Here is a 22,283-nt window from a genome sequence, read left to right as displayed (position 1 = left end):
GGCGTCGCGGTGTAGGCCGGCCAGTCGTAGTAAGACATCTGGGCGATACATCGGAAGACTGCGCGTCGAGAAGACCGTGTCGTTGTTATCGAACTGGATGAGAATTTGGAGGGACGAGCTGGCCGAGGACCGTATCAGCGGCGGACCCAGACAAAGCCGAGGATGACCACCAATCCGACCACGGCCGCCAAGATGAATACGACAGAGTGACCGCCGTCATCATCGGTTGCACCTAATGCTGCGATCTCCGTGGTATTCCCTGCTGTCTGTTGGTTGGTATCCGTTGTCGCTGCTTGTCCGGCTACGAGACGTTGGGAGGTAACACTCGTCAGGTAGTCATAGCACGCTTCGACATCAGTTGTAGCAAAGTCCGCGCTCCCATTGACTTCGTAAGTGCCTGTTGTCCCGACATCACGCATCGTCGGGCCGGTTGATTCGTCACCTGTCCCCATTCGTTCGACGTCGTAGGGCTGCCAAGGCGCATAGAATTCCCAGACGACCTCGCTCTCGGGCGTAATCTCGACGATACGATCACCGCGCCGGTCAGCGATGAGCGTGTTGCCGTTGGGGAGGCGATCCGCGTCACGCGGTTCATCAAGTCCACCTCCACGGGCGACCCAAGTCTGCTCCCAGCCCCCGTCTGTCCGGGCGTACTCGACCACGCGGTCGTTGAGGCTGTCCGCGACGAGCAGCGTCGCGGTCCCGTTCTCACTTTCGATGTAATCGGGATTGTGCTGTTCGTTGAGAATATCATACTCGTTATCCTCGCCAAGTGTCCACTCAAGTTCCTTTGTCGAACGATTGATCGCGATGACCTGGTCGAAATTCCGTACTGACACCATGAACACCCCATCATCGATCTGTTCGACATCGTTGTTGTGAGTCCAGTCTTCAGAGTAGTTCCCGCCACCATCGCTTGGGAACAGCTCTGGATGGTTGGCGAATCGATATTCCCAGACGATCTCGTCCTGCGTGAGATTGTAGACGACGACCCTGTCCTCGCCTTCTTTGCTCATGTCGTTCATAAGCAATTCGTCGCCGTTGATCAGGTCAGCGTCGTGGGAGTCGTGAATATCCTCGAACCGCCGGGCGGATATCGATTCGCCGGTTTCGGGATCGAGTTCCTCGACGATAGAGATTCCTGGCTCGGTCGACGAGAGCAAGAGATTACCGTTCCCAAGTGGGTCGATATCGTATACCCACCATCGGTCCTTCGCGGTTCCGTTGTAGATGCCGGTAACTTCACCATCGGGCTGGACACTAGCGAGCATCGCGACCGTCTTGTCGGATCCCCGCGCTCCCTGAATCGTGAACATGGTCGGCTGATCCGGTTGTTCGCCCATCGTCCCGATGCAGGGGTTCAGATTTCCTTGTGGATCGATAGCCGACGAACCGGTTTCACCGTCGTACGTTCCTGTCCCGCTTACCGCTCCGACTGCGGCGACTGATGAGAACAGGAGTACACCGACGATAAGTCCGACGAGTGGTCTCATCGACAGTCTCCAGTCAACTTAGAGATACATGTATTCGGACGAGAAACGGTAATCCGGGTGATGCTGGAGGGAAGCGACGGAATGAATGTCGTCATGATGGCTTCGGATGTCAAGGTCGATAGTGGGATCTGGTATCGGGTGGTGTTACTCTTCGGATTCGCGGCGCTGGTTGAGGAACTGTTGCATCCGTTCGAGGGCGGCCTGAGCTTCGGCTCGGTTTGCTTCGAGGTGGGGGATCGTCGGGTCGGGCAGGTCAAGTTCCTCGGCAAGGAGAAGCAACCGATCAAGCAGTGTAATCTCCAAGCGTTCGTTGATGAGACCAATACTGACCACGTCGATGTCCTGTAGAATGTCGTCGGTGACTGCACTGACAGACTCGTCCTTTTCGGCGATCAGTCCTTCCATGATCGAACTACCCTCTTCGCGGGGTTCCAGATCGAGCACCTCGAAGATCTCTTCGATGCGGTCAATCTGCTCGACCGTGTCGCCCTCGTGGCCACCGAACAGTTCGACCACTTCACGGCTTGTGGCCGCCGCGGATAGGTCGCTATGGAGGTCCAGAATCTCGACCTCGGCATGATACAGCTTTCGGAGATCTCGGTCGAACATGTCGCGTTTCGTCTCGATCGCCATCGGTCACACCCCCTCCTCGTCGTTCCGCTGGGCGTGGAACTGCTCGCGCAGACACTCTTGGACACCGTCGGCGTCGAGTGCGCCACTCTCCATGAGCTGATACAGCCCCGCAGGTGAGATGTCCTCACCCGATTCAAGCGCATCTAGCAATTCCGGAACTGCGACGTCAGTTGCCTCCACGTCGAGCTGGGCATCCTCGACGAGGAACCCGTCTTTCTGTCCGGCTCGTTGCAGACCCGATTTGATCATCCACTCGGGGACAGTAGCCGTCGGTCCTGAGTCATCACGCATCAGCGCGGCAACGCCCACTGTGTAGAAGAGGAACGCGAGACCATCTCGGACGCCGTCCCGTAAGGCAGCATCGTCGTTCATCCACTGGCGCCCATCGTCGCTCACGTCGCCGAATATTTCGCGGTGCTCTTCGATATCGAGCTCCTCGAACACGATTGAGAAGTCGAGGATCGAGTTGTAGATCCGCTCGCGGATATCCCGGCGACGTTGGTAACGTTGTTGCTTCGCGTGCTGGCCTTCGTATGTCTTCTCCCCCGTCAACCACTTCCGATCCTCTGTGGTCAGCATCGCGTTCTTCCGACTGGACATATGACTGGCCCTGGAGCGGGAACGGTCCTAAAGATGTTGATAGATATCTCTTAATAGTACGGTAAAATCTATTTACTCCGCTCTCAAACCACCGGCACCAGCAATGGCGACAGAAGACGAATCCGTGGACATCCTCGACCCGTTCCGGCAGTTCATCTCACTAGAGCGCGATGTCTTGGTGCTCTCGCTAGCGATGTTCGCGTTCAGTCTCGGCTTCCAGATGACGAATCGGTTTCTCCCTGACTACATGGTCGCGATGGGCGCTTCGGGGTTCGTCGTCGGTCTGTTTGGCACGCTCGGGAACATTATCTCCGCTGTCTATCCGTACCCAGGTGGTGCTGTCTCCGACCGCATCGGGTCGCGGTACGCGCTCACTCTCTTCGGGCTCATCTCGACGCTCGGATTCGCCTTCTGGCTTGTTGCTCCACAGGTCGGGACGATCGACCTCGGCGCGCTGGTTCTCGAGCCCTGGATCTGGGTCTTCGTCGGACTTCTGCTGGCGCAGGGCTGGAAATCGTTCGGTCTTGGCGCGACGTTCGCCGTGGTCAAGCAGGCGACCGACCCCTCACGGCTCGCCGAAGGGTTCGCCAGCACGGAGACGTTCCGCCGCACCGCGTTCCTTATCGGCCCGGTCGCCGCTGCCGTCCTCATCGGCCTGCATCCGGACTTCACGGTGAGCTTCCAGTACGTCCTGGCAGTCGGCGTGGTGTTCGGGGCCGTCGGAACCGTCGTCCAGCACCTACTCTACGACGCCAGCGAGGACGAGATCGGCGACTCCTTCGAGGGAATCGACCAGATCAGGCGCGACCTCCGCGACATGCCCGAACCGTTGCGACCGTTACTCGTCGGGGACACGCTCGTGCGCTTCGCCAACGGGATGGTGTACGCCTTCTTCATCCTCGTCATCACTCGGTTCTACGAGATCGGCCTCGACACCACTCTCACGCTGGGTAGCTTCTCATACGCTATTGACCTCTCGCCACAGGCCTTCTTCGGGTATTTGCTCGGCGTCGAAATGCTCATCGCACTCCTGACGATGATCCCTGCCGCGAAGCTCGCCGAACGGGTGGGTCTGAAGCCTGTCGTCGCCTTGGGTTTCGCTGTCTACGCTATCTTCCCGGTGGTGCTCATTTTCGCTCCGGAGATCTTCGGATCGGTCCTCCCGCTCTGGGCGGTCATGGTCCTCGTATTCGCATTCTCAGGCCTTCGGTTCGCTGGCCTGCCGTCGCACAAAGCATTGATCGTCGGGCCGGCAGAACAGGGTGCTGGCGGCCGCGTGACCGGGACGTACTACCTGCTCCGAAACACCGTCGTCATCCCGAGCGCCGCCCTCGGGGGATACCTCTGGGATTTCGTGAGTCCTGAAATCGCCTTCTCCGTCGCCGCCGTCATCGGCGTCCTCGGCACTGGCTACTTCCTCGTCTTCGGCGAAGAGTTCCAAGCCTACGCGTGAGTGAATCCAAGTACCAGATATCGGCCTCAATCACTCCGTCAATCTCCGATATGAGGTCCGGTAGTTATCATCCGACAGCGCGATCTAGCAGCAACAATGGCGACTACTCGTAGCACTCTTCTTTACGTAGTTTCATCGGCAACCGAACCGAAGCCTAACACCAGTCAAACCACTGTTTCGGACGATCTACGGGAGTTCTCGTTCGATTTCGTCGAAGAGAGCACTCACTCGCTGTCGAACCTCGTCACGAATCTCGCGTACTCGGTTGAGGTCTTGTCTGTCGGGATCCTCAAGCGCCCAGTCACGGACGTCGACGTCGTCCTCGTCTGCATCCAATTCGAGCGTCGAGCACCCCATCGTCATAACGTAGTCACACGATTCGAGTTCCGCGGTCGTGATCTCCCGTGGCGTCCGGTCTGAGAGGTCGAACCCTTCCTCGTCCATGACCTCGATGACGACGTCGTGGACGTGGTCGGCGGGATGGGTTCCGCCGGTGAGAATTTCGACTGACTCTTCGAGACCGCGTCGCTCGCGCTCACGTTCCGCGAAGGCGGTCGACATCTGGGAGCGACCGGCGTTCTGGACGCACACGAACGAGACGCGGATCGATTCTCCACTCATCGGGATCCCTCCGTCGCGTCGAGTGCGTCGATTACCGCGAGTGCACGGTCGCTGGGCTCGTAATACCGCCACTGTCCCTCTTTCCTGCGGGTCACCAGGCCGGCGTCCCGCAAGTCCGAGAGTGCGTGGCTGACTGCGCTGTCGCTCACGTCGACGACCGGGGTAATCTCACAGACGCACAGTGCCCGGTCGGCCTCGGCGAGGAAGCGAACGATACGGTATCGCGTGCCGTCGCCTAGCGTCTGTAACGCAGTGACGTCCCCGTCGAGGTCAGCGGAGAGGTTCGAGGCGTATCCCTCAAGCGTCTCGACCCGTGCGTCGATATCGACGTCACAGCAATCACCGAGTTTCTCGGTCAGGAGTCGTTCTAGCCGTTCCGACTGTTGCACCATATCTGGTTACTTGAACATCTTTTCATATATCTGTTCCGGAGTTCGTTGTCGACCAGCCCGTCAGAGACGGAAGTGGAGTCAGCCATCGTCCGCCGGCGAAGCATCGTCAGTATTCGGTTCGGACGAACGAACGGTCTGGGGTTTCCATCACGTCCATACTGTTCCCCGTGCCGTCGTCCACGATCGCCTTGGCCGGGTCACTTCTATCGGTCGGGACGAGAATCGTGTCGAAATCCACGGGCGTCAGTCGTCGTCAGTCGCAGGGTCGCTCGCCTCTGCTGTTGGGTCGGCTGTCGGGTCTTCGAGACTGCCGGTCGTGTACCCGGCCCAGTCGTAGCGCCGCTGGAAGTACAGCGCGACGTTGACCAGCGCGAGCAGGACGGGCACCTCGATGAGCGGGCCGACGACGGTCGTGAAGGCGACGCCGGAACCGACGCCGAATACGGCTACGGCGACGGCGATGGCGAGTTCGAAATTGTTCGAGGCGGCCGTGAACCCGATGGCCGTCGTCGTCGAGTAGTCGGCACCGATCTCCCGGCCCATGCCGAAGCTCACGAAGAACATCACCACGAAGTATATCGTCAGCGGCACCGCGATCAGCAGGACGTCGCTGGGCTGGCCGACGATCCGTTCGCCCTGCATCGCGAACATCACGACCACGGTGAACAGCAACGCGATCAGCGTGAGCGGACTGATCGTCGGTTCGAACCGCTCCTTGTACCACTCGACACCCTTCGTCCGCGTGCCGACGTACCGCGAGAGGATGCCGGCAGCGAACGGGATCCCGAGGAAGATCGCGATGGCCTCGAACACTTGCATCGGCGTGATGCCGAACTGGTCGATCTGTGATGCGACCGCTTCGAGGCCGATCAGATCCGGGACGACCAGGGCGAAGAACCAGACGTAGACGCCGTAGGTGAGGATCTGGAAGACGCTGTTGAACGCGACTAGGCCCGCCGCGTACTCTGACGACCCCTCCGCGAGTTCGTTCCAGACCAGCACCATCGCGATACAGCGGGCCATCCCGATGAACAACAGCCCGAGGAAGAACTCCGGGCGGGCAGGCAGCCCGGGCACGGCCCCACTGAAGAATATCACCGCCAGCCCGAACATCAGCGTCGGGCCGATCAGCCAGTTCTGAACGAGACTCAGTCCCAGTATCTTTACGTTCTTGAATACGGTTGGGAGCTGGCCGTAGTTGACCTTCGCCAGCGGCGGGTACATCATCACGATCAGACCGATCTCGACGAGGTGGAGGTCCTGTATCGGCTGCGTCACTGACGGCGCGACGTAGCCGAGGCCGACGCCGACCGCCATCGCGCCGAAGATCCAGACGGTGAGGTACTTGTCCAGGAAGTCTATCGACCGCGGGTCCCCGCAGTCCGGACAGTCGCAGTTCGGCCCGTGGTCGTGTTCGACGTTACTCATCGGTGACGCTCCCCTCGAGGACTGTGACCAGTGCGACTGCGCGGTTAGTCGCCCGGTACTTCTTCCACCGGCCGTCCTTGTACCCCTCGGCGAGCCCCGCGTCGACGAGCTGCGAGAGCGCGTGACTGAGTCCGCTCTCGCTCACGTCGACGACCGCGTTGAGTTCACAGACGCAGAGCTCCTCTCCAGCCGCAACGAGGACGCGCACGAGTGTATAGCGCGTCTCGTTTGCCAGCGCCGAGAGGACATCCAGTTCGGCCTCGGCCTGCTCGCTCCCGATCGCGGCTTCGAGCGTCCCGAGTTCGTCGAGTCGGCGCTCGACGTCCTCGTTGCGACATTCACCCAGCTCGTCGTCGAGGTACCGCCGAAGTCGTTCCGTGGCTTGTGCCATCAGTACTTGATTGAAAATACGCTCAATTATATGTTTCGCTCGACGGCTGCAAGCGCTCCATCGTGCGTCGATTTACCGGTAGAATAGCGACTAGAGCGGAGAATACGAAATCGTGGACACCTGTCCGTTCCGAACACAATTGTCTATATATTAAAACTATCTCGGCAGTTCAATCGTCGGCTTCGGCGGGATGACAGGTGGGACAGGTCCGGGGGTTCGCACAGTCGTACGCGTCTGAGGCCCGCGGCAGCACACTCCCGGGCATGTCGCCGTCCTTGTCCCCGTCGTAAGCGGCGTAGGTGCTCACGCCGGACTGCGTACTCGTGATCGAGAAGTGTCCGCCTTCCGACCGCGTATCGGCGTAGATACCACGTTCCGTTGTCTCGTCCGAAGTGACGGCGTACAGTGCGTCGAACGACTTCCGGAGTAGGTCGGTGAGTCTGCTCATTTCCTCTCTACCGCATAATTTAGAATCTATTCAATTAAATCTTCCGGGTAGATTCGGAATTCTCCCCTTTATGGCTTGATTGGCCGCAGAATAGGGATATATGCCCTCAAAAACGAATCCGGGAAGATAATACGGTTGATAAAATACTAAACTATATCTGTTGTGCGGGTGGTGAGTTCTGCCCGGTTGCAGTCAGCCGGTGGGACTCTCGTCTGATCTCGCCGACGCGGTCCATCACGTTCCCCGCGACGTCTTCGAAGGTCGCCGCGGACTCCGTGTCGGCCAGGACAACCGGTTCGCCCGTCTCACCGGACTCGCGGACGGCGGGGTCTAACGGGATCCGCCCGAGGAACAGGATGTCGTACGCGTCGGCGAGTCGTTCACCCCCGCCCGTATCGAACACGTCGTGCTCGTTCCCGCAGTCCGGACAGACGAACGTGCTCATGTTCTCGACGACGCCGAGAACGTGTGCGTCGTGCTGGTCGTACATTCGCACGCCCTTCCGTGCGTTGTCCAACGCGACGTCCTGTGGGGTCGTCACGACGACGGATCCGACGACGGGCATCTGCTGGAGCATCGTCAGCTGTGCGTCACCGGTCCCCGGCGGTAAGTCGACCACGAGATAGTCCAGGTCGTCCCACGCCACGTCGTGGTAGAGCTGCGTCAGGACCTTGTCGACCATCGCTCCGCGCCAGATGACGGGGTCGTCCTCGCCGACGAGAAATCCGATGCTCATCAACTGGAGGCCGTAGCGCTCCAGCGGAATGATCGTCTCGTCGTCGTCAGCCATCCCTGGATGGCCGTGCACGCCGAGCATCCGCGGGATGTTCGGCCCGTACACGTCGGCGTCGAACAGCCCGACGCGAGCGCCGCGGTCCGCCATCGCCGTCGCGAGGTTCACCGCGACGGTGCTCTTGCCGACGCCGCCTTTCCCTGAGGAGACTGCGATCACGTTCGGGGCGTCCTCGACTATCGCCGCCGGCGTCTGATCGTCGATCTCGACGGAGAGCGACGGCTCGTAGCCCGCCTCGTCGACGACTTCCCGGACCTGGTCTGCGATCTCCGTCTCTGCCGGCGAGTGAGGGGCACCCAGAGCGAGCGGTATCTCCGCGACGCCGTCCTCGACGGTAATCTCTCCGACCAGACCAGCAGACAAGATGTCTTCCTCGATGATCGGATCCTCGACGTCTCGTAGTGCTGTGCTGATTGCTTCTGTCATTGTGATAAGACCGCGTCTGCGCTGTGTCGTCCGTTCTTCCGAATCGTACCCCCGTCACCGACTGGCCGATCGAGGGTGTCGTCGAGTTTGACCGATGCGCGCTGCCACAGAACCGCCTCACGGTTCTCTGCGAGCACGCTGAGGCTGTCGATTGCGGCCTCGTGTGCGTCGCTCCCGACGAACGTCGCCCACTGTTTCAACGTCTCGAACCCGAAGACGAACTTCACTTCGGGGGACATTCCCGTGTCGTTCTGGAAGACCTCGAAGAACGCGACCGTCTCGTGGCTCACCCACTCGACGACGTCCTCCGACAGCCAGTCCTCGAAGGACTCCCGGTTGCGTGCGGGCACGTCGAACTCAATCTCGTAGATGTTGTGCGCATCGAGCATGGTTATCTGTTCTCTGCGAGGCGTTTGTGGTGAGACGTGACGACCGCTAACGCTAGGTCGAGCAATCCCCCGTAGTACTCGTGTGGCTCTTCGCGCCGTATGCGGGCGTGGTAGGTCGGCAACCACTCGGTCAGGTGCTCGTCCAGCAGCCACCACAGTGCGTCGTCGAGGTCGGGCTCGTCGGGGTCCCTATCGCCGTCGTCCATCGCGACCAGTTCCCCGAGGAATTGCAGTTCGAGCCCCAGGTGATCCGGGGGCTCGTTGCCGCCCGCGTCGTCGACGTCGAGGCCGGCCCAGCGGTAGCCTTTCCGGATCTCGGTAGTCGTCCCGCTGTAGAAGCTCCCGTCGACGTACATCGACTCGTAGGGGGGATCGGGCGCTCGTTCGGAGACGCCACGGAAGAGGTGGGTGTACGCCGTCCGGAGCGTCTCCGCGTCGGCGGTCGCGCCGTCCTCGATTCGTTCCAGCGCCGCGTCGAACTCCGGCGGGAGGCGCTCGGCGTTGCCGCGCCACTCGCTGGCCCAGATCCCGACGGCGTCGACTCGCTCTCGGTCGGGTCGTGCCAGGAACTGCTCGCCCAGCACCCGATAGACGCGCGCGTCTATCTCGCGGGCCGTCTGGTCCGTGTGACCGTCGCTTCGCTCGGCCACGACCGATCCAGTGTCGGCGTTCTGGTCGGTCATCGGTCTGGTTCGACTCCGTTGGTGGCGACGACCGGGAGCGTCTTGGCGAACACGAGCAGTCCGAGCGCGACCAGCGCCGTCGTCCCCATCAGGTTCAGCCACTCGTAGATCGACGGCGTGTACTCGCCGACGGGGTACATCAGATCGGGGTACAGCAGGCCGCCGACGGTCAGCCACGTCTCCTGGTGCAGGACGCCGACGAGCATCACGCCCGCGAACACGACCGTCCCGGCGAGGCTGAACCGACCGAGCGCCTGCTGGACGACGAGGTAGATTGTCGGGAGGACGACGGCCGCGATCGCCAGCCACAGCAGCGGGGCGAGCGGGCCCTGAAAGACCAGCGATGAGACCGTCGGATCGGCCATGTCGGCCGCGAACGTCCCGGTCTGGACCTCGTAGAAGACGCCCAGCAGATACGTGAACGCGAACGCGCCCGTGAACACGCCGAACCGTCGGAGCGTCACGTCGGTGAACACGTCGTCCAGATCGTAGGCGAACCGCAGGACCCCGGCGACGAACAGCAGCGTCGCCGCACCGACGGTCATGCTCCCGGCGAGGAACGTCGGCCCCTGTATCGCCCCGAACCAGTTGATGTTCACGCCGAACGGTCCCCAGACGAACGGGACGAGTCCGCCGCCCACGACGGGAATGAACACGAGTACGGCGGCGGCGAGCCACCACTGGACGTCCCGACCGTCGTTCGCCGCTGCCGGCTCGTAGCCGATCAGCAGGGCGTCGTAGACGGGTGAGAGAGCCGACGGGAGCACGCCGTCGTGGTACAGCTCGTGCAGGTCCCGGCGGATCGACACGAGCAGGTAGGCGATCGAGAGCACGCCCAGTCCGCCCAGCAGGAGCACGTCCCAGGCGATCGGCGACTCCAGCGGCAGGTACAGCAGCGTGTTGAACACCCGGAACGGCTGCCCGAGGTCGAACAGGATGTGCAGGAAGCTCGCGAGGAACGCGAGCGGCGTCACGAGTTCGCCGATGCGGGCATAGGGCTCGTAGTCGTCCATCCGGAAGACGCGGATGATCGCCGACAGCGCTATCGCGCCGACGCCCATCAGCGCCCACCAGGTGAACGCGCCGATGTCTAACCCCCAGGGGACGCCCGCGTCGGTCCCCCAGTTGTTCAGTCCGGTGACGGCGTGGCCCTGCGTGAGGACGGTTACGAAGCTGTACAGCATTCCGAGGACGAGCACGAGTGCGACGCCGACGAGGGCGTAGTACACCCTGCTGGTGTCCTGGAGCGGTTCGGTGAGTCGGGTTCGGGCGGATGGGGTACTCATTGGTTCACCTCCACGTCGGTCGAGCGAGTCTCGGGTGGGTTCCGTTCGACCTCGATGGCCTCTTCTGGATCCTTGAACGAGTCGGCGTCCTCGATGGCGCGGGCGTCGTCGCCCGGCTCGTCGCCGATGTAGACGACGTTCGGTTCGGTCCCGCGGTCCTCCAGCAGTTTGAACGTCGACGAGGAGGACTTCTCCCGGAGGTGCTGTCGGGGTTCGCTCTCGGGGTCCTCCATGTCGCCGAACTTGATGGCGTCGACGGGACAGGTCTCCTGACAGGCCGTCGTCCCCTGCTGGCCCCGTTCCTCGTTGTCCTGTCGGTGGACACACATGGTACACTTACTCATCACGCCCTCGGGCTGGGGGCCGGACATCTGCGTGCCACGCGGCTCGACGCCCCGGTCGTGGATCGGGTCGTGCCACGGCGGTCTGCCCCCGTCGGGGTTCTCGTCGCCGAGTTCCTCGGCGAGACTGCCGGACCCGAACGTGTCGTCGCCGGCGCTTTCGGAGTGGCCGTAACCGTACTGCGCTTCGTCCGGATGCTGGAACTGCGCGTAGTTGACACCGTACGGACAGCCGATCTCGCAGTACCGACAGCCGATACACCGGTCGTAGTCGGTGAGGACGATGCCATCCTCCTCGCGCTTGAACCGTGCGCTCGTCGGGCAGGCAGACGCACACGACGGCTCCGAGCAGTGCTGGCACGGCCGTGGCATGTTGGTCTGCTCGGTGTTCGGGTACTCGCCTTCCTCGTAGCGGAAGACGTGCATCCAGAACGCCCCGCGGGGCGTGCTGTTCTCGACCTTGCAGGCCTCCATGCAGGCCCGGCAGCCGTAACACCGCTCCAAGTCGATCGCCATGCCGAGTTGCGTCATCAGTTGTCACCTCCTTTGGGTTCGACCTTCGCACGGACCTGGAACGCCTGTCCGTTGTCCAGCCCGAGGTAGCCCGGGCCGCTCGGAATCGCTTTGTTGATGCTTGGCCCTTCGTCGAGCGCCTCGCTCTCGGGATCCTTCCAGCTTCCGTGGTGGTGGGGCACACCAACCGTGCCGGGTTTGACGCCGTCCTGAATCATCACGACCCCTTCGACCTGTTTGGCCTCGTCGTTCTGGGCGTCGTGCGTCTTGAGGACGACCTCGTCACCGTCCTCGACACCGATGCGCTCGGCGTCCTCGGGGTTCAGCCGGAACGCGCTCTTGGGCGCGATCTCGTTGAGGAGCTTGTTGTTCGCCGTCCGGGTCTGCTTGTGCTCGATCTGGTGCCAGCTGAACAGCGTCAGGTCGTACTCGTCGGGGGAATCGTACATCGTCGGCTGGCGCCAGGTCGGGTACGCGTTGTAGTCCTGGAGGTAGGGGAACTCCGACTCGGGGTCGTCGAACTTCGAGTCGGCGAACAGTTCCTCGACGCGCTCGCCGAGGCGGAATAGCGTCTCGCTGTAGAACTCGTGCTTGGCGTCGTAGGGGTTGAACTCGCCGTAGCCGTTGTCCATGCCCCAGGTGTAGGCGTAGCGGTTGCCGCCGCCGATGTCCCACTCGTTGGTAATGACGTTACCCTCCCGGAACCACTCCAGGCTCTTGCCCTTGGTCTTCGCCCAGCGGTCGAGGCCGTCACGGAGGAACTCGCTGGGGTCGTCGGGCGTCTCGTCGGCACCGGCGTAGGCATACTCGGTCCCCTCGAGCCCGAGTTCAGCGTTGATGTCCGCGACGTACTCCTCGTAGGCGTCGACGGCCTTGGCGAGCTGGATGTATATTTCGGCGTCGGGCTTGGTGTTCCACAGCGGGTCCATCGAGGGGAACCGGATGTGCTCGATGTCGGCGTAGCCGTCCCAGCCGCCGGTCGGACCCTGGAGTTTGTCGGCGGTCGCCGCCGGGAGCACGTAGTCGGCGGCGACGTCGGCCGTCTCGCTCATCCAGGGGTCGCAGACGACGGTCGTGTCGAGCCTGCTCATGCTCTCGATGACGGTGTCGACCCCCGGGGCCGACGTGACCGGGTTGGCCATCTGGACGATCCACGCCATCTCCTCCGGTTCGTAGGGGAGGTTGTACTTGTCGGGGTTCGTCTGGCTGACGTGGGACTGCGAGTAGGCCGTCGAATCGATCGGGTGGAACATGCTCCCACCCAGCGACGGCCCGTCGGGTTCTTTCGTGATCTTCTCGGGGTGGAACGCCTGGTCGCGGAACGGCTCTCGGTAGTCCTTGGGACCGTCGTACTTGGCCTTCCGGACGCGCGTGGAGCCGACGACGTCGACTGCCCCCACCAGCATCGCAGCGTGGTAGTGAGCCATCGTCGTCGGGACGCCCATCTCTTGCTGGGCGACGTGGTAGCCGTGCATCCCGACCGGCCGATACGGTATCTCGACGCCATCGACCTCGACGGTCGCGCCGATCTTGGCGTTCTCGCCCCACTTCTTGGCGAGTTCGTCGATGGTGTCGGCGTCGATATCGGTAATCTCGGCGGCCCACTCGGGGTCGTACTGGGAGATCTGATCGAGGTAGAGGTCGAAGGCCGGCCGCACTTCGACGCCGTCGACCTCGTAGGTCCCTTCGAGAGCGACGTTCTCCGGGGCTGAGGCCTCTTCGTGTGCGACGGGCTCGCCGGCCTGTTCGTCCCAGACCAGTTCGCCGTCGGCCCAGGTGTACTCCTCGCCGGGGTCCTGGGCGTCGTCAGTCCGGAGGATGTGGCCTTCCTCGGGGCCCTCGGTCGCGACGAGACACGGGGCGTTCGTGGCAGTCGTGAGGTACTCCTCGTCGATGTAGCCCTCGCGGACGAGCACGCTGTTGAACGCGAGCCAGAACGCCATGTCCGTCCCGGGTTCTATCGGGAGCCACTGGTCAGTGTAGGGACCGGAGTTACGGCGCTGGGGGTCGATCGCGACGGTCTCCATCCCCTGGTCGTCGCGGGCGTCTGCGATCTGTTTGGGCCACGTGATCTGACAGAGGTGTGCCCCACCGCCCTGAGTCATGTTGTGTCCCCAGCCGATGAAGAACTCGCAGTTCTGGAAGTCGGTCTCAGAGACCCCGTGGGTCGCGAACATCAGCTCCTGGCCACGGTACCCCGAGTCCGAGCACGTCGCGCCGTGTCCGTACTTCTCGATGCTGCCGTACTTGTTGCTCGTACCGGTGACCCAGGCGTCTTCCTGCCACTGCGGCGATTTCTTCCGGCCGACCTGGAAGACGACCCGCCGCGGATCGTCCTCCAGTTTCGTCTTCAGGTCCTCGCCGATCTCGTCCATCGCCTGGTCCCAGCCGATCTCCTGCCACTCGCCGTGCTGGCCCTTCTCGTTCGTGCGCTTCAGCGGCGCCTTGATTCTGTAGGGATTGTACACCTGCTCGATCTGGGCCTGCCCCTTCGGACAGAGAGAGCCGTCCGTTCGCGGGTCCTCTGGGTTACCTTCGTACTTGACGACGCGATTACCGACCTTCTTGGCCGTCGCCGAACAGTCCATCTTCCCGATCCAGCAGGCCGTCGGCACCTCTTCGTACTCGAGTTCCGTCGACTGCGCCTCCCCGAGCGACGTGAGGTGAGAGGCCGACCCGCCGAGGCCGAGCGCCACCGCCGCCGCCCCGCCCGCTTTCATCGCGTCACGACGCGTCAGCTCGAGATTGTCGTCGTCGTTCCGTAACATGTTATTGCTCCGGTTTCGTCGGTCGTTCGTCGACGCCGAACTCCGCTTTCACCTGTTCGTGGTACTTCTCGTGGAACTCCTCCTCACTCAACTCGCCACGGGCGAGCCGAATCGCGTCCTTGCCCATCTCTTTGCCGAGTTCCGTGTCGTACTCGACGTCGCCGAGCTGGTCGTCGGCCCACTCGTCGAACTCGTCGTCGTCGATGTCCGGTGGCTGGTCGGTACTCCGATTCATAGATAATCGTAGGGCTCACTCCAGCATCCGTCCCCCTCTGAATAATTCAGACCTTTATATACACGTGGTAGAAACGCACGGAAACGAGGGAAGAAGTCGATCGTTCGGTGCTCCCGGCGAGCATGTCGTCCGATCGATGGTCGGTCACAGCGGTAGCGAGGCGAAAGCCAACCCGTTCACTCTGCTAGGTCGTCGATCCAGCTCATGGCGGCCATCGCCTTCGGGAACCCGATTGTCGGGATCGAGAGGAGCGCGACGTGCCGGAGCGCCTCTGGATCGATGTCCTCTTCGAGGCCTCTGCGGACGTGCGAGTGGACGGCCCCCTCCGACTGGGAACCGACGGCCAGCGCGAGCTTGACGAGCCGTTTCGCCTCGTCGTCGATGGGGCCAGCCTCTGAACAGGCCTCTCCGAGGTCGGCATATTCGTCCCACACCTCGGGATATTCTTCGGCGAGTTCACCTGCGGTCGAGGGCAGTTCTTCTGGGGAATCTATTTCGTCCGCCATAGTGAACCGTCTCGAAGTGACGAATTAATCCTTGGGACGATTCTGAACCAGCGAAAATTCAGTGACTGCCGGCCCTCGTTCGTGGCGGTCAGTCGATCGCTTCGGTCGTTCCGTCCTCGTATACGATACGAACGACTGTCTGTAGCTGCTGTGACATCTCATCTTCGACATAGCGATAGCACGTGTCCGCATCTTCGGTTTCGGTACAACTGTGCGATCCATCACAGAACGGGAACTCCTCCGAAAGCCCACACTGGCAGACGGCGATATCTCCTTTCTCCGGGTCGAGATCCGATTCGTCGAGCTTCCTCGGCCCCGTCGCGTCGAGCTCGACTAATCGGCTCATCAGTCCGCACTCACCTCCGCGAACGCGGCAGTGGCGAGTTTCGACTCGACGCCGTTGAGTCGTTGCGTGAGTGCAGACTTCGAGATGTCGAGATCGTCCGCGAGTTCGCCGAGTGACGTCTCCCGCGGCGATTCGTAGTACCCTGCCGTGACGGCTTTCGTGACCGCTTCGCGCTGTTTCTCAGTGACCTCGAAGAGGTCGAGGGTGACGGTGTCCCTATTTCGCTCGGCAGTTCCGTTCTCGATGCGCTTCAGTTGCCGGAGCCGGAGCCCGTCCGCAACCCCCTTCAGCGCGTCGACGAGCTCCGACAGGTGGTCGCGGTCCGGCAGGTACGTCTCCAGGACGATTCGTCCGTCGCCGACTGCACTCAGTTCCGGGACACAGCCGAACTCACCGAAGACAGCACAGGGACACGAATCCTCGACGGGACTCGTCGTATGCATGACTTCGGTACATTCGCTCTCGGGCTCGCAGTCACAGTCGCTCGTGCGCACTGTCGTATCGGTGTGACAGTCGTCGCCGGCGAACTGTTGCCTGATCTCGTCGACCCTGCCGTCGAAATCACCGAGGGGACAATCACTCTCCGGAGAAGGTTCCACCTCGAAGACGACGTACAGGTCCCGCGTTGTGCTCCCGCGGTCGGAGGCTGTCTCCTCGGTCATTGGTCTCGGTTTTCGATTCTCCGGCTGTTATAAAAAGACTGCTGGCGTTTCCAGCGGATTGAGGATCCCCTGTGTTGAACATCTCGGTGAGACCGACTGCTATCGTACGTGCCATGATCACGGAGCAGGTATCGCTATCGGCAGGTCGCTACGGGGAGTCATCGGAGGCGCTTCGGGCATCGTCGGAGGTTCCGCTCCACAACCCGCCGGATATCCCGTCCTCACTGACGATCGCGACGTACCCGTTACAACCGTCGAAGGCAGAGTCCTCGGGCGCATCCGCCGTGTCGTACGTTGCGGGCTCCGACGCCGTTTCCGAAGAGACCGCGGTCTGGTACCGGCCCCGATCGCCAAGCCAGTCGATTCCCTGGTCGTCCGCGAGAATGAACCCGGCTTTGCGGGTGTCGTCGTACACCGTCTCGCAGTCCCGTCTGACGGTCACCGTCACGTCGAACCGATACGGATCCGAGTCGGCAGGCTTGAGCACTTGGATTTCACAGAATCTCGGCAGCGCGTCGGCCGTGTGGTCTCCCTCACCTGATGCCTGTCAGTCGAATTTTCGGGGAGAACCGCTCCACAACCTGCCAATCCGACCGTTCCGGCACTACTGAGTATCCGAAGGAGACGTCGTCGAGTGAATCGCTTCCGATTCTCTTTCAGAGACACACTATCGAAGTGGTATCTTCAGCGATACCTGATTTGTGATATTGCCACGCGAGATACGAGCTCTGTATGCAGTAAGACTGCCACAATCTATCATCAACGGAGGATTTCAGCAAGGCCATATCTTCCGCACAGGCTGGACGAATGGCAACGGGTACGTCGTCGGGAGATCTCGTCAAAATTCCGTCAAAATAGCCAATTAAAGCGTCCTTCGTTATTCAGGAGATCTCATTGACCGATCTGACGACTGTGTTTTCGATAAGATTCCGTTCCCCTTTGCGGATACGAGCCAGTACCGCTTCGGGAGTAATCTCGAGAGTTTTAGCCAACTCCTCGAGTGTAGTCTCGCGTGGTTCCTCGAAGTATCCCTGCTCGTACGCCAATGCGAGCCCTGCTCGTTGTTCAGCAGATAAATTGTATTCCGGACTATTGAATACTTGTACGAGAGTCGGAAACCGGGACATTCTCATTTTGAATCCGTGCTCAAGACAGTAGTTCTGGAACACTGAAAGTGGTTCGGCAGTGTCTGCCCGCAGTCTGATAGACCACCCGTCCTGACTCAGAATAGCTGATTCCAGAATTACGTCAGCGGAAAAGATACCCCGTAAAACACCTTCTCGTTCAGGATTCCAGTGGGCACGGACGAAGACTTCATCCCCGAGTGTGTCAACAACGTCTACCGACGTGAAGAGGCCCAATTCTGTAAACTCGGACTCTACTGAATTGGGAGCAGGACTCGTTATCCAAAAGTAGACCGCAAACGATTGATCGAACTCTTTCAGTCGTTCGATTTCGATGGTCTCATCCGGAAATTGGGCCAATAGCTCTCCTATTGGGGAATCAGCAGCCTTTGCAGTAAATTCAGCGATAGTGGCCATCGTTTGAGGTCATTCTCATCACCCTGCTTTTGTCTTTTGTCCCTGTAGGTCGTGAGACTACGTCCAACTATGTAGACGTACATATCACACATTTCCAAAATACTGGTATAGCTCCTACTGTACCCTCTCGTACCACTCATATCAAGGCCCTTATTAGTGCTTCACCCCCGTTCAGGTGATGTCACAAGATTCGGAGCCTCTCTCCGATGTCGTATCGCGGCGAAGATTCCTGCTTACATCCGGTGCGGTTGGAGCTACGAGCCTCGCTGGTTGTACCAGCGGTAGCGACTCGACGGACACGCCAGACAGTGGCGACGGGAGTGGCGACGGGAGTGACGGAGGGAGTGACGGCAGCGACGGGAGTAGTGGGTCACAGAACCTGTCGGGCGATATTCGGATCTCGGGGAGCAGTACGGTCTACCCCGTCGCCCAGGAGGTCAGCCGCCGGTTCCAGAGCCCGGACTTCGCAGGCCACGATCAGGTCAGCTTCAACCTTACCCGGGACGGGAGTTCCGGCGGTTTCGAGAACGTCTTCATTCCCGGTGACTCCGACATCAACAACTCGAGCCGACCGATCTCCCAGAAAGAGGTCCAGCGCTGCCGGGACAACGGGTTCGAGCCGGTCGAGTTCTTCATCGCCCAGGACGCGCTCACCATCGTCGTCAACAACGACGCCGACTGGATCGACTCCATCAGTCTCGAAGACCTCAAGACGATCTGGTCGCCCGACACCGCCCCGGAAACTTGGTCCGATGTCAACTCCGACTGGCCGGACGAACCGATCGACCTGTACGGTGCTGCGACGACCTCCGGCACGTTCGATTACTTCACCGAGGCCGTCGTCGGCGAAGAGGGGGAGATCCGCGAAGACTTCGAGGGCACCGAACAGGACGACCTCATCGCGCAGGGCGTCTCCGGCAGTGAGTACGCGATGGGGTACCTCCCCTTTGCCTACTATACGAACAACCCCGATACGGTCAAAGCACTCAGCATCAGTGAAAGCGGGAGCGGCCCCGTCGAGCCGAGTCTCGAAGGCGCTCAGAGCGGAAACTACCCGTTGGCGCGCCCGCTGTTCTTCTACGCCAACATGAACAAACTGCAGGCGAAAACGCACCTGCAGGAGTTCATTCGGTACTACATCAACGAAGCCGAGAAGGACTACGTCGCAAACGAGATTGGCTACGTCCCGAGCAGTTCGGACATGGTCGAGCAGAATCTGGCCAACCTCGAAGCGGGCATCGCCGGCGAGTACGAATTCGGCAGTGAGAACAGTGGTGGTAGTTCAGAGACGCTGTCGGGTGACATTCGGATTTCTGGAAGTAGTACGGTCTATCCGGTCGCCCAGACGGTGAGTCGCCGGTTCCAGAGCCCGGACTTCGCTGGCCACGAGGACGTCAGCTTCAACCTCACCCGGGACGGGAGTTCCGGTGGCTTCGAGAACGTCTTCATCCCTGGCGATTCCGACATTAACAACTCGAGTCGACCGATCTCTCAGGAGGAGGTCCAGCGCTGCCGGGACAACGGGTTCGAGCCGGTCGAGTTCTTCATCGCCCAGGACGCGCTGACTATCGTCGTCAACAACAACGCTGACTGGCTGGATTCGATTAGCCTCGAAGACCTCAAAGCGATCTGGTCGCCCGACACCGCTCCGGAAACATGGGCGGATGTGAATTCGGACTGGCCCGATGAACCGATCGACCTGTACGGTGCTGCGACGACCTCCGGCACGTTCGATTACTTCACCGAGGCCGTCGTCGGCGAAGAGGGGAAGATCCGCGAAGACTTCGAGGGCACCGAACAGGACGACCTCATCGCGCAGGGCGTCTCCGGCAGTGAGTACGCGATGGGCTATCTGCCGTTCGCCTACTACACGAATAACCCCGATACGGTGAAAGCTCTTAGCGTGAGTGAGGGTGGGAGCGACCCCGTCGAGCCGAGCCTCGAAGGCGCTCAGAGCGGGAACTACCCGCTGGCCCGACCGCTGTTCTTCTACGCCAATATGAACAAGCTGCAGGACAAGAATCACCTCCAGGAGTTCATCCGGTACTACATCAACCAGGCCGACGAGGACTATGTCGCAAACGAGATCGGCTACGTCCCGAGCAGCTCTCAGATGGTCGAAGACAACCTGAGCAATCTCCAGCAGGGGAGCGCCGGCGAGTACGAGTACAGCGGCTGAGCGCCCGTCCCGACTTTTTTTCCTGGCGATTGGCGACAGTATCGTTTCGGGTCGGAAAATCGAAGGTACGTGTTTAGCCCCAATGAATTTCGCCACTGTCTCGTAGCAGGCGACCAACCGGGGGGTATATGAACCCTCAGCAAGGGCTAATTGAACTTCTCCAGGGATGGTCTCCGCTCGGAGACCATCCCGGTGACCCTGCTGAGGGACCGCTGAGGTGGTCATAGTGGATCGAGATGACCTCAGCAAAGACGAACTTCTCTCGCGGTTTCTCCAGATGGAAGAACGAATCAACGATCTTGAGGAGAAGCTTCAGGAGAAAGACGAACGGATCGAAGAACTCGAAACACGGCTTCGCAAATACGAGAATCCACATACACCACCGAGTAAGCGACGGTCGGGGACTGACGAGTCCCCGACCTCGCAAGATGACGAAGACGACGATGTCAGAACTGACGGCGGCACTCCCGGACGAAAAGACGGTCACGAGCCAGAGTGGCGCTCTACCGCTGATCTGGACGAAGAAGTTGAGGTCACCCGTGACTGCTGTCCAGAGTGTGGCCAACACTTCGACGAGTCGGTGGGCGTCAGCCCCCGACTCGTCGAGAAGATACCAGATCCACAACCACCAGAACTCACGCAGTACAACCGCCACTGCTACCGATGCGACTCCTGTGGAACCGAGACAGTCGCTACACACCCCGACTGCCCCGATGAGGGGCAGTTCGGGGTGAACGTTATCGCCCAATCAGCACTATCGCGGTACGATTACCGCCTTCCCTATCGGAAGATTGCAGACCGTTTCGAGCAGCTACACGGACTGGAGTTGTCAGGTGCGACTGCGTGGCACGCGACCGAGCGCGCTGCGCGCGCCGGTCGCTGTGAATACGAACAGATCCGTCGCCAGATCCAGCAAGCCGACGTTGTCCACATCGATGAAACAGGCATCAAGCGAGATGGTGAGCAAGCATGGATCTGGACGTTCACCACCGAGAACCACACGCTCTACGCGGTTAGAGAGAGTCGTGGAAGCGATGTTCCCGCGGAAGTCCTCGGCGAGGACTTCGCGGGAACGGTCATTTGTGATGGGTGGACAGCCTATCCAGCCTTCAGCGACAATCTCCAGCGGTGTTGGGCTCATATTTTGCGAGAGGCTGAAGATGCCGCTGAGAAGCAACCGGAAGGCGAACCGATCTACGACTCTCTCAAACAGTTGTACGTCGCTCTCCAGACCCGGCTGGAGAGCGACTTGACCATTCGTGAGCGAGCAGAGCTCCAGCGTGTGGCGCGGAGAGAGCTTGAATCACTGATTGAACGGTCAGTTCCCGACGGACCAGTGGCAACACTACTCGGAAAGATCGAAGGTGGCCTCGACCACTGGCTCACCTTCGTCGGTGAGCCAGCGGTCTCTCCGACGAACAATGCCGCCGAAAACGCGCTTCGTGAGCCGGTGGTTCTCCGGAAACTGATCGGAACGCTCCGCAATGACCGCGGGATGTTCGTTCATGAGACGGTGCTGTCCCTGCTGGCGACATGGCGCCAGCAGGGACGCAATCCATACGACGAGCTCAAGCGAGTCTCCCGGAACAACGAGATGATTTCACGAGATCAGGCTGTGCCGGCCGTTGAGTCCTCGGGGTAAACACGTACAATCGAAGAAACCCCGAACGAACGAGGCGGTCGTTAGACCCGAACGACGAACTCGGCGCAAGTTACTATCGTCTCGCAAACACCCTGACCGTCCAGACGAAGAGTGCTCTCTGGGCTCACGATAACGACCGCGCCCGAGCGATATATTTAGATACGTGAGTACGTGTCGAGAGACGTAACGTGATCGGGACGTAGACATGGACTAAATCGGAGTAGTCGAGGGGCATCTGGAACTACATAGTTCATCGCTGAAATACGTCGAATGTAGTACTCGATCCAGCCAAGTCAGTTCCTTCGCTCACGACCTGTGTGATGATCTGGTCCCCAGGTCGCTGTACCAGTACCAATTCCGTTCAGAGTCGGAAAAACGGAGAAATAGCCGGGATCCATCGATCACCGTCTCGAAGAGTCCTGAACTTCAGATACAATCTATATATACCAACGTAGTACAACATACTCATGGCCAACAACCTATATCAAACATACTAAGGGATATAGTTGTACTT

Annotated in this window: 24 protein-coding genes; 3 read left to right on the top strand and 21 right to left on the bottom strand. The window is 60.6% G+C overall.

What is annotated here, in order from left to right; translation table 11 throughout:
* Nucleotides 1–134 precede the first annotated feature (134 nt).
* From PSC72_RS09155 to PSC72_RS09145, 3 genes are all read right to left on the bottom strand, one after another.
* A complete protein-coding gene (locus tag PSC72_RS09155) occupies nucleotides 135–1,493 on the bottom strand; it encodes an aryl-sulfate sulfotransferase (protein ID WP_274325574.1) in 1,359 nt (452 codons plus the stop codon).
* A gap of 144 nt (nucleotides 1,494–1,637) precedes the next feature.
* A complete protein-coding gene (locus PSC72_RS09150; protein ID WP_274325573.1) occupies nucleotides 1,638–2,126 on the bottom strand; it encodes a DUF892 family protein in 489 nt (162 codons plus the stop codon).
* Between the two features lie 3 nt (nucleotides 2,127–2,129).
* Nucleotides 2,130–2,726, bottom strand: coding sequence for a hypothetical protein (locus PSC72_RS09145; protein ID WP_274325572.1), 597 nt, complete (start codon nucleotides 2,724–2,726; stop codon nucleotides 2,130–2,132).
* A gap of 103 nt (nucleotides 2,727–2,829) precedes the next feature.
* Here PSC72_RS09145 and PSC72_RS09140 point away from each other — a divergent pair, with 103 nt between their 5' ends.
* The gene (locus PSC72_RS09140) at nucleotides 2,830–4,179 is read left to right on the top strand and encodes an MFS transporter (protein ID WP_274325571.1); all 1,350 of its coding nucleotides are present in this window, start codon (nucleotides 2,830–2,832) and stop codon (nucleotides 4,177–4,179) included.
* 186 nt (nucleotides 4,180–4,365) lie between these two features.
* Here PSC72_RS09140 and PSC72_RS09135 read toward each other — a convergent pair whose 3' ends face one another.
* From PSC72_RS09135 to PSC72_RS09050, 18 genes are all read right to left on the bottom strand, one after another.
* Nucleotides 4,366–4,800 carry an arsenate-mycothiol transferase ArsC gene (locus tag PSC72_RS09135; RefSeq protein ID WP_274325570.1) on the bottom strand — a complete coding sequence of 145 codons (435 nt, stop codon included), beginning with the start codon at nucleotides 4,798–4,800 and terminating at the stop codon, nucleotides 4,366–4,368.
* Nucleotides 4,797–5,192, bottom strand: coding sequence for an ArsR/SmtB family transcription factor (locus PSC72_RS09130; RefSeq protein ID WP_274325569.1), 396 nt, complete (start codon nucleotides 5,190–5,192; stop codon nucleotides 4,797–4,799). Before PSC72_RS09130 ends, PSC72_RS09135 begins: the two co-directional genes overlap by 4 nt.
* A gap of 106 nt (nucleotides 5,193–5,298) precedes the next feature.
* Entirely contained in the window at nucleotides 5,299–5,430 is a 132-nt protein-coding gene (locus PSC72_RS09125; protein WP_274325568.1) for a hypothetical protein, read from the bottom strand.
* A gap of 5 nt (nucleotides 5,431–5,435) precedes the next feature.
* Nucleotides 5,436–6,620, bottom strand: coding sequence for an ACR3 family arsenite efflux transporter (gene arsB / locus PSC72_RS09120; protein ID WP_274325567.1), 1,185 nt, complete (start codon nucleotides 6,618–6,620; stop codon nucleotides 5,436–5,438).
* Nucleotides 6,613–7,011, bottom strand: coding sequence for an ArsR/SmtB family transcription factor (locus PSC72_RS09115; RefSeq protein WP_274325566.1), 399 nt, complete (start codon nucleotides 7,009–7,011; stop codon nucleotides 6,613–6,615). The genes arsB and PSC72_RS09115 overlap by 8 nt, the downstream gene beginning before the upstream one ends.
* Before the next feature lie 169 nt (nucleotides 7,012–7,180).
* Nucleotides 7,181–7,459 carry a hypothetical protein gene (locus tag PSC72_RS09110; protein ID WP_274325565.1) on the bottom strand — a complete coding sequence of 93 codons (279 nt, stop codon included), beginning with the start codon at nucleotides 7,457–7,459 and terminating at the stop codon, nucleotides 7,181–7,183.
* A gap of 151 nt (nucleotides 7,460–7,610) precedes the next feature.
* On the bottom strand, nucleotides 7,611–8,678 hold the full coding sequence (locus PSC72_RS09105; RefSeq protein WP_274325564.1) for an Mrp/NBP35 family ATP-binding protein: 1,068 nt from the start codon (nucleotides 8,676–8,678) through the stop codon (nucleotides 7,611–7,613).
* Nucleotides 8,675–9,067 (bottom strand): hypothetical protein, encoded by a 393-nt coding sequence (locus tag PSC72_RS09100; RefSeq protein ID WP_274325563.1) that lies wholly within the window; start codon nucleotides 9,065–9,067, stop codon nucleotides 8,675–8,677. The genes PSC72_RS09105 and PSC72_RS09100 overlap by 4 nt, the downstream gene beginning before the upstream one ends.
* A 2-nt stretch (nucleotides 9,068–9,069) precedes the next feature.
* Nucleotides 9,070–9,750, bottom strand: coding sequence for a TorD/DmsD family molecular chaperone (locus PSC72_RS09095; RefSeq protein WP_274325562.1), 681 nt, complete (start codon nucleotides 9,748–9,750; stop codon nucleotides 9,070–9,072).
* Nucleotides 9,747–11,036 carry an NrfD/PsrC family molybdoenzyme membrane anchor subunit gene (gene nrfD, locus PSC72_RS09090; RefSeq protein ID WP_274325561.1) on the bottom strand — a complete coding sequence of 430 codons (1,290 nt, stop codon included), beginning with the start codon at nucleotides 11,034–11,036 and terminating at the stop codon, nucleotides 9,747–9,749. Before nrfD ends, PSC72_RS09095 begins: the two co-directional genes overlap by 4 nt.
* Complete coding sequence (locus tag PSC72_RS09085; RefSeq protein ID WP_274325560.1) at nucleotides 11,033–11,908, bottom strand: 4Fe-4S dicluster domain-containing protein; 876 nt, start codon at nucleotides 11,906–11,908, stop codon at nucleotides 11,033–11,035. The genes nrfD and PSC72_RS09085 overlap by 4 nt, the downstream gene beginning before the upstream one ends.
* A complete protein-coding gene (locus PSC72_RS09080; RefSeq protein ID WP_274325559.1) occupies nucleotides 11,908–14,658 on the bottom strand; it encodes a molybdopterin-containing oxidoreductase family protein in 2,751 nt (916 codons plus the stop codon). The genes PSC72_RS09085 and PSC72_RS09080 overlap by 1 nt, the downstream gene beginning before the upstream one ends.
* 1 nt (nucleotide 14,659) lies before the next feature.
* Nucleotides 14,660–14,893, bottom strand: coding sequence for a 4Fe-4S ferredoxin N-terminal domain-containing protein (locus tag PSC72_RS09075; protein WP_274325558.1), 234 nt, complete (start codon nucleotides 14,891–14,893; stop codon nucleotides 14,660–14,662).
* A 176-nt stretch (nucleotides 14,894–15,069) separates the two neighbouring features.
* Complete coding sequence (locus tag PSC72_RS09070; RefSeq protein WP_274325557.1) at nucleotides 15,070–15,399, bottom strand: carboxymuconolactone decarboxylase family protein; 330 nt, start codon at nucleotides 15,397–15,399, stop codon at nucleotides 15,070–15,072.
* 88 nt (nucleotides 15,400–15,487) lie between these two features.
* Nucleotides 15,488–15,745: a CDGSH iron-sulfur domain-containing protein gene (locus tag PSC72_RS09065; protein WP_274325556.1), complete on the bottom strand. Its 258-nt coding sequence runs from the start codon at nucleotides 15,743–15,745 to the stop codon at nucleotides 15,488–15,490.
* Nucleotides 15,745–16,407, bottom strand: a complete 663-nt coding sequence (locus PSC72_RS09060) for a helix-turn-helix domain-containing protein (protein WP_274325555.1) — start codon at nucleotides 16,405–16,407, stop codon at nucleotides 15,745–15,747. The genes PSC72_RS09065 and PSC72_RS09060 overlap by 1 nt, the downstream gene beginning before the upstream one ends.
* A gap of 148 nt (nucleotides 16,408–16,555) precedes the next feature.
* Entirely contained in the window at nucleotides 16,556–16,894 is a 339-nt protein-coding gene (locus PSC72_RS09055; protein ID WP_274325554.1) for a hypothetical protein, read from the bottom strand.
* A gap of 394 nt (nucleotides 16,895–17,288) precedes the next feature.
* Nucleotides 17,289–17,948: a helix-turn-helix domain-containing protein gene (locus tag PSC72_RS09050; protein ID WP_274325553.1), complete on the bottom strand. Its 660-nt coding sequence runs from the start codon at nucleotides 17,946–17,948 to the stop codon at nucleotides 17,289–17,291.
* Nucleotides 17,949–18,126: 178 nt separating this feature from the next.
* Here PSC72_RS09050 and PSC72_RS09045 point away from each other — a divergent pair, with 178 nt between their 5' ends.
* The gene (locus PSC72_RS09045; protein ID WP_274325552.1) at nucleotides 18,127–20,127 is read left to right on the top strand and encodes a phosphate ABC transporter substrate-binding protein PstS family protein; all 2,001 of its coding nucleotides are present in this window, start codon (nucleotides 18,127–18,129) and stop codon (nucleotides 20,125–20,127) included.
* 277 nt (nucleotides 20,128–20,404) lie between these two features.
* On the top strand, nucleotides 20,405–21,769 hold the full coding sequence (gene tnpC, locus PSC72_RS09040) for an IS66 family transposase (protein WP_382261839.1): 1,365 nt from the start codon (nucleotides 20,405–20,407) through the stop codon (nucleotides 21,767–21,769).
* Nucleotides 21,770–22,283 lie beyond the last annotated feature (514 nt).

The organism is Halosimplex aquaticum (genome assembly GCF_028747785.1).
In the GTDB taxonomy this organism is placed as follows: Archaea; Halobacteriota; Halobacteria; order Halobacteriales; family Haloarculaceae; genus Halosimplex; species Halosimplex aquaticum.
This window is presented reverse-complemented; position numbering and strand designations above follow the sequence as displayed.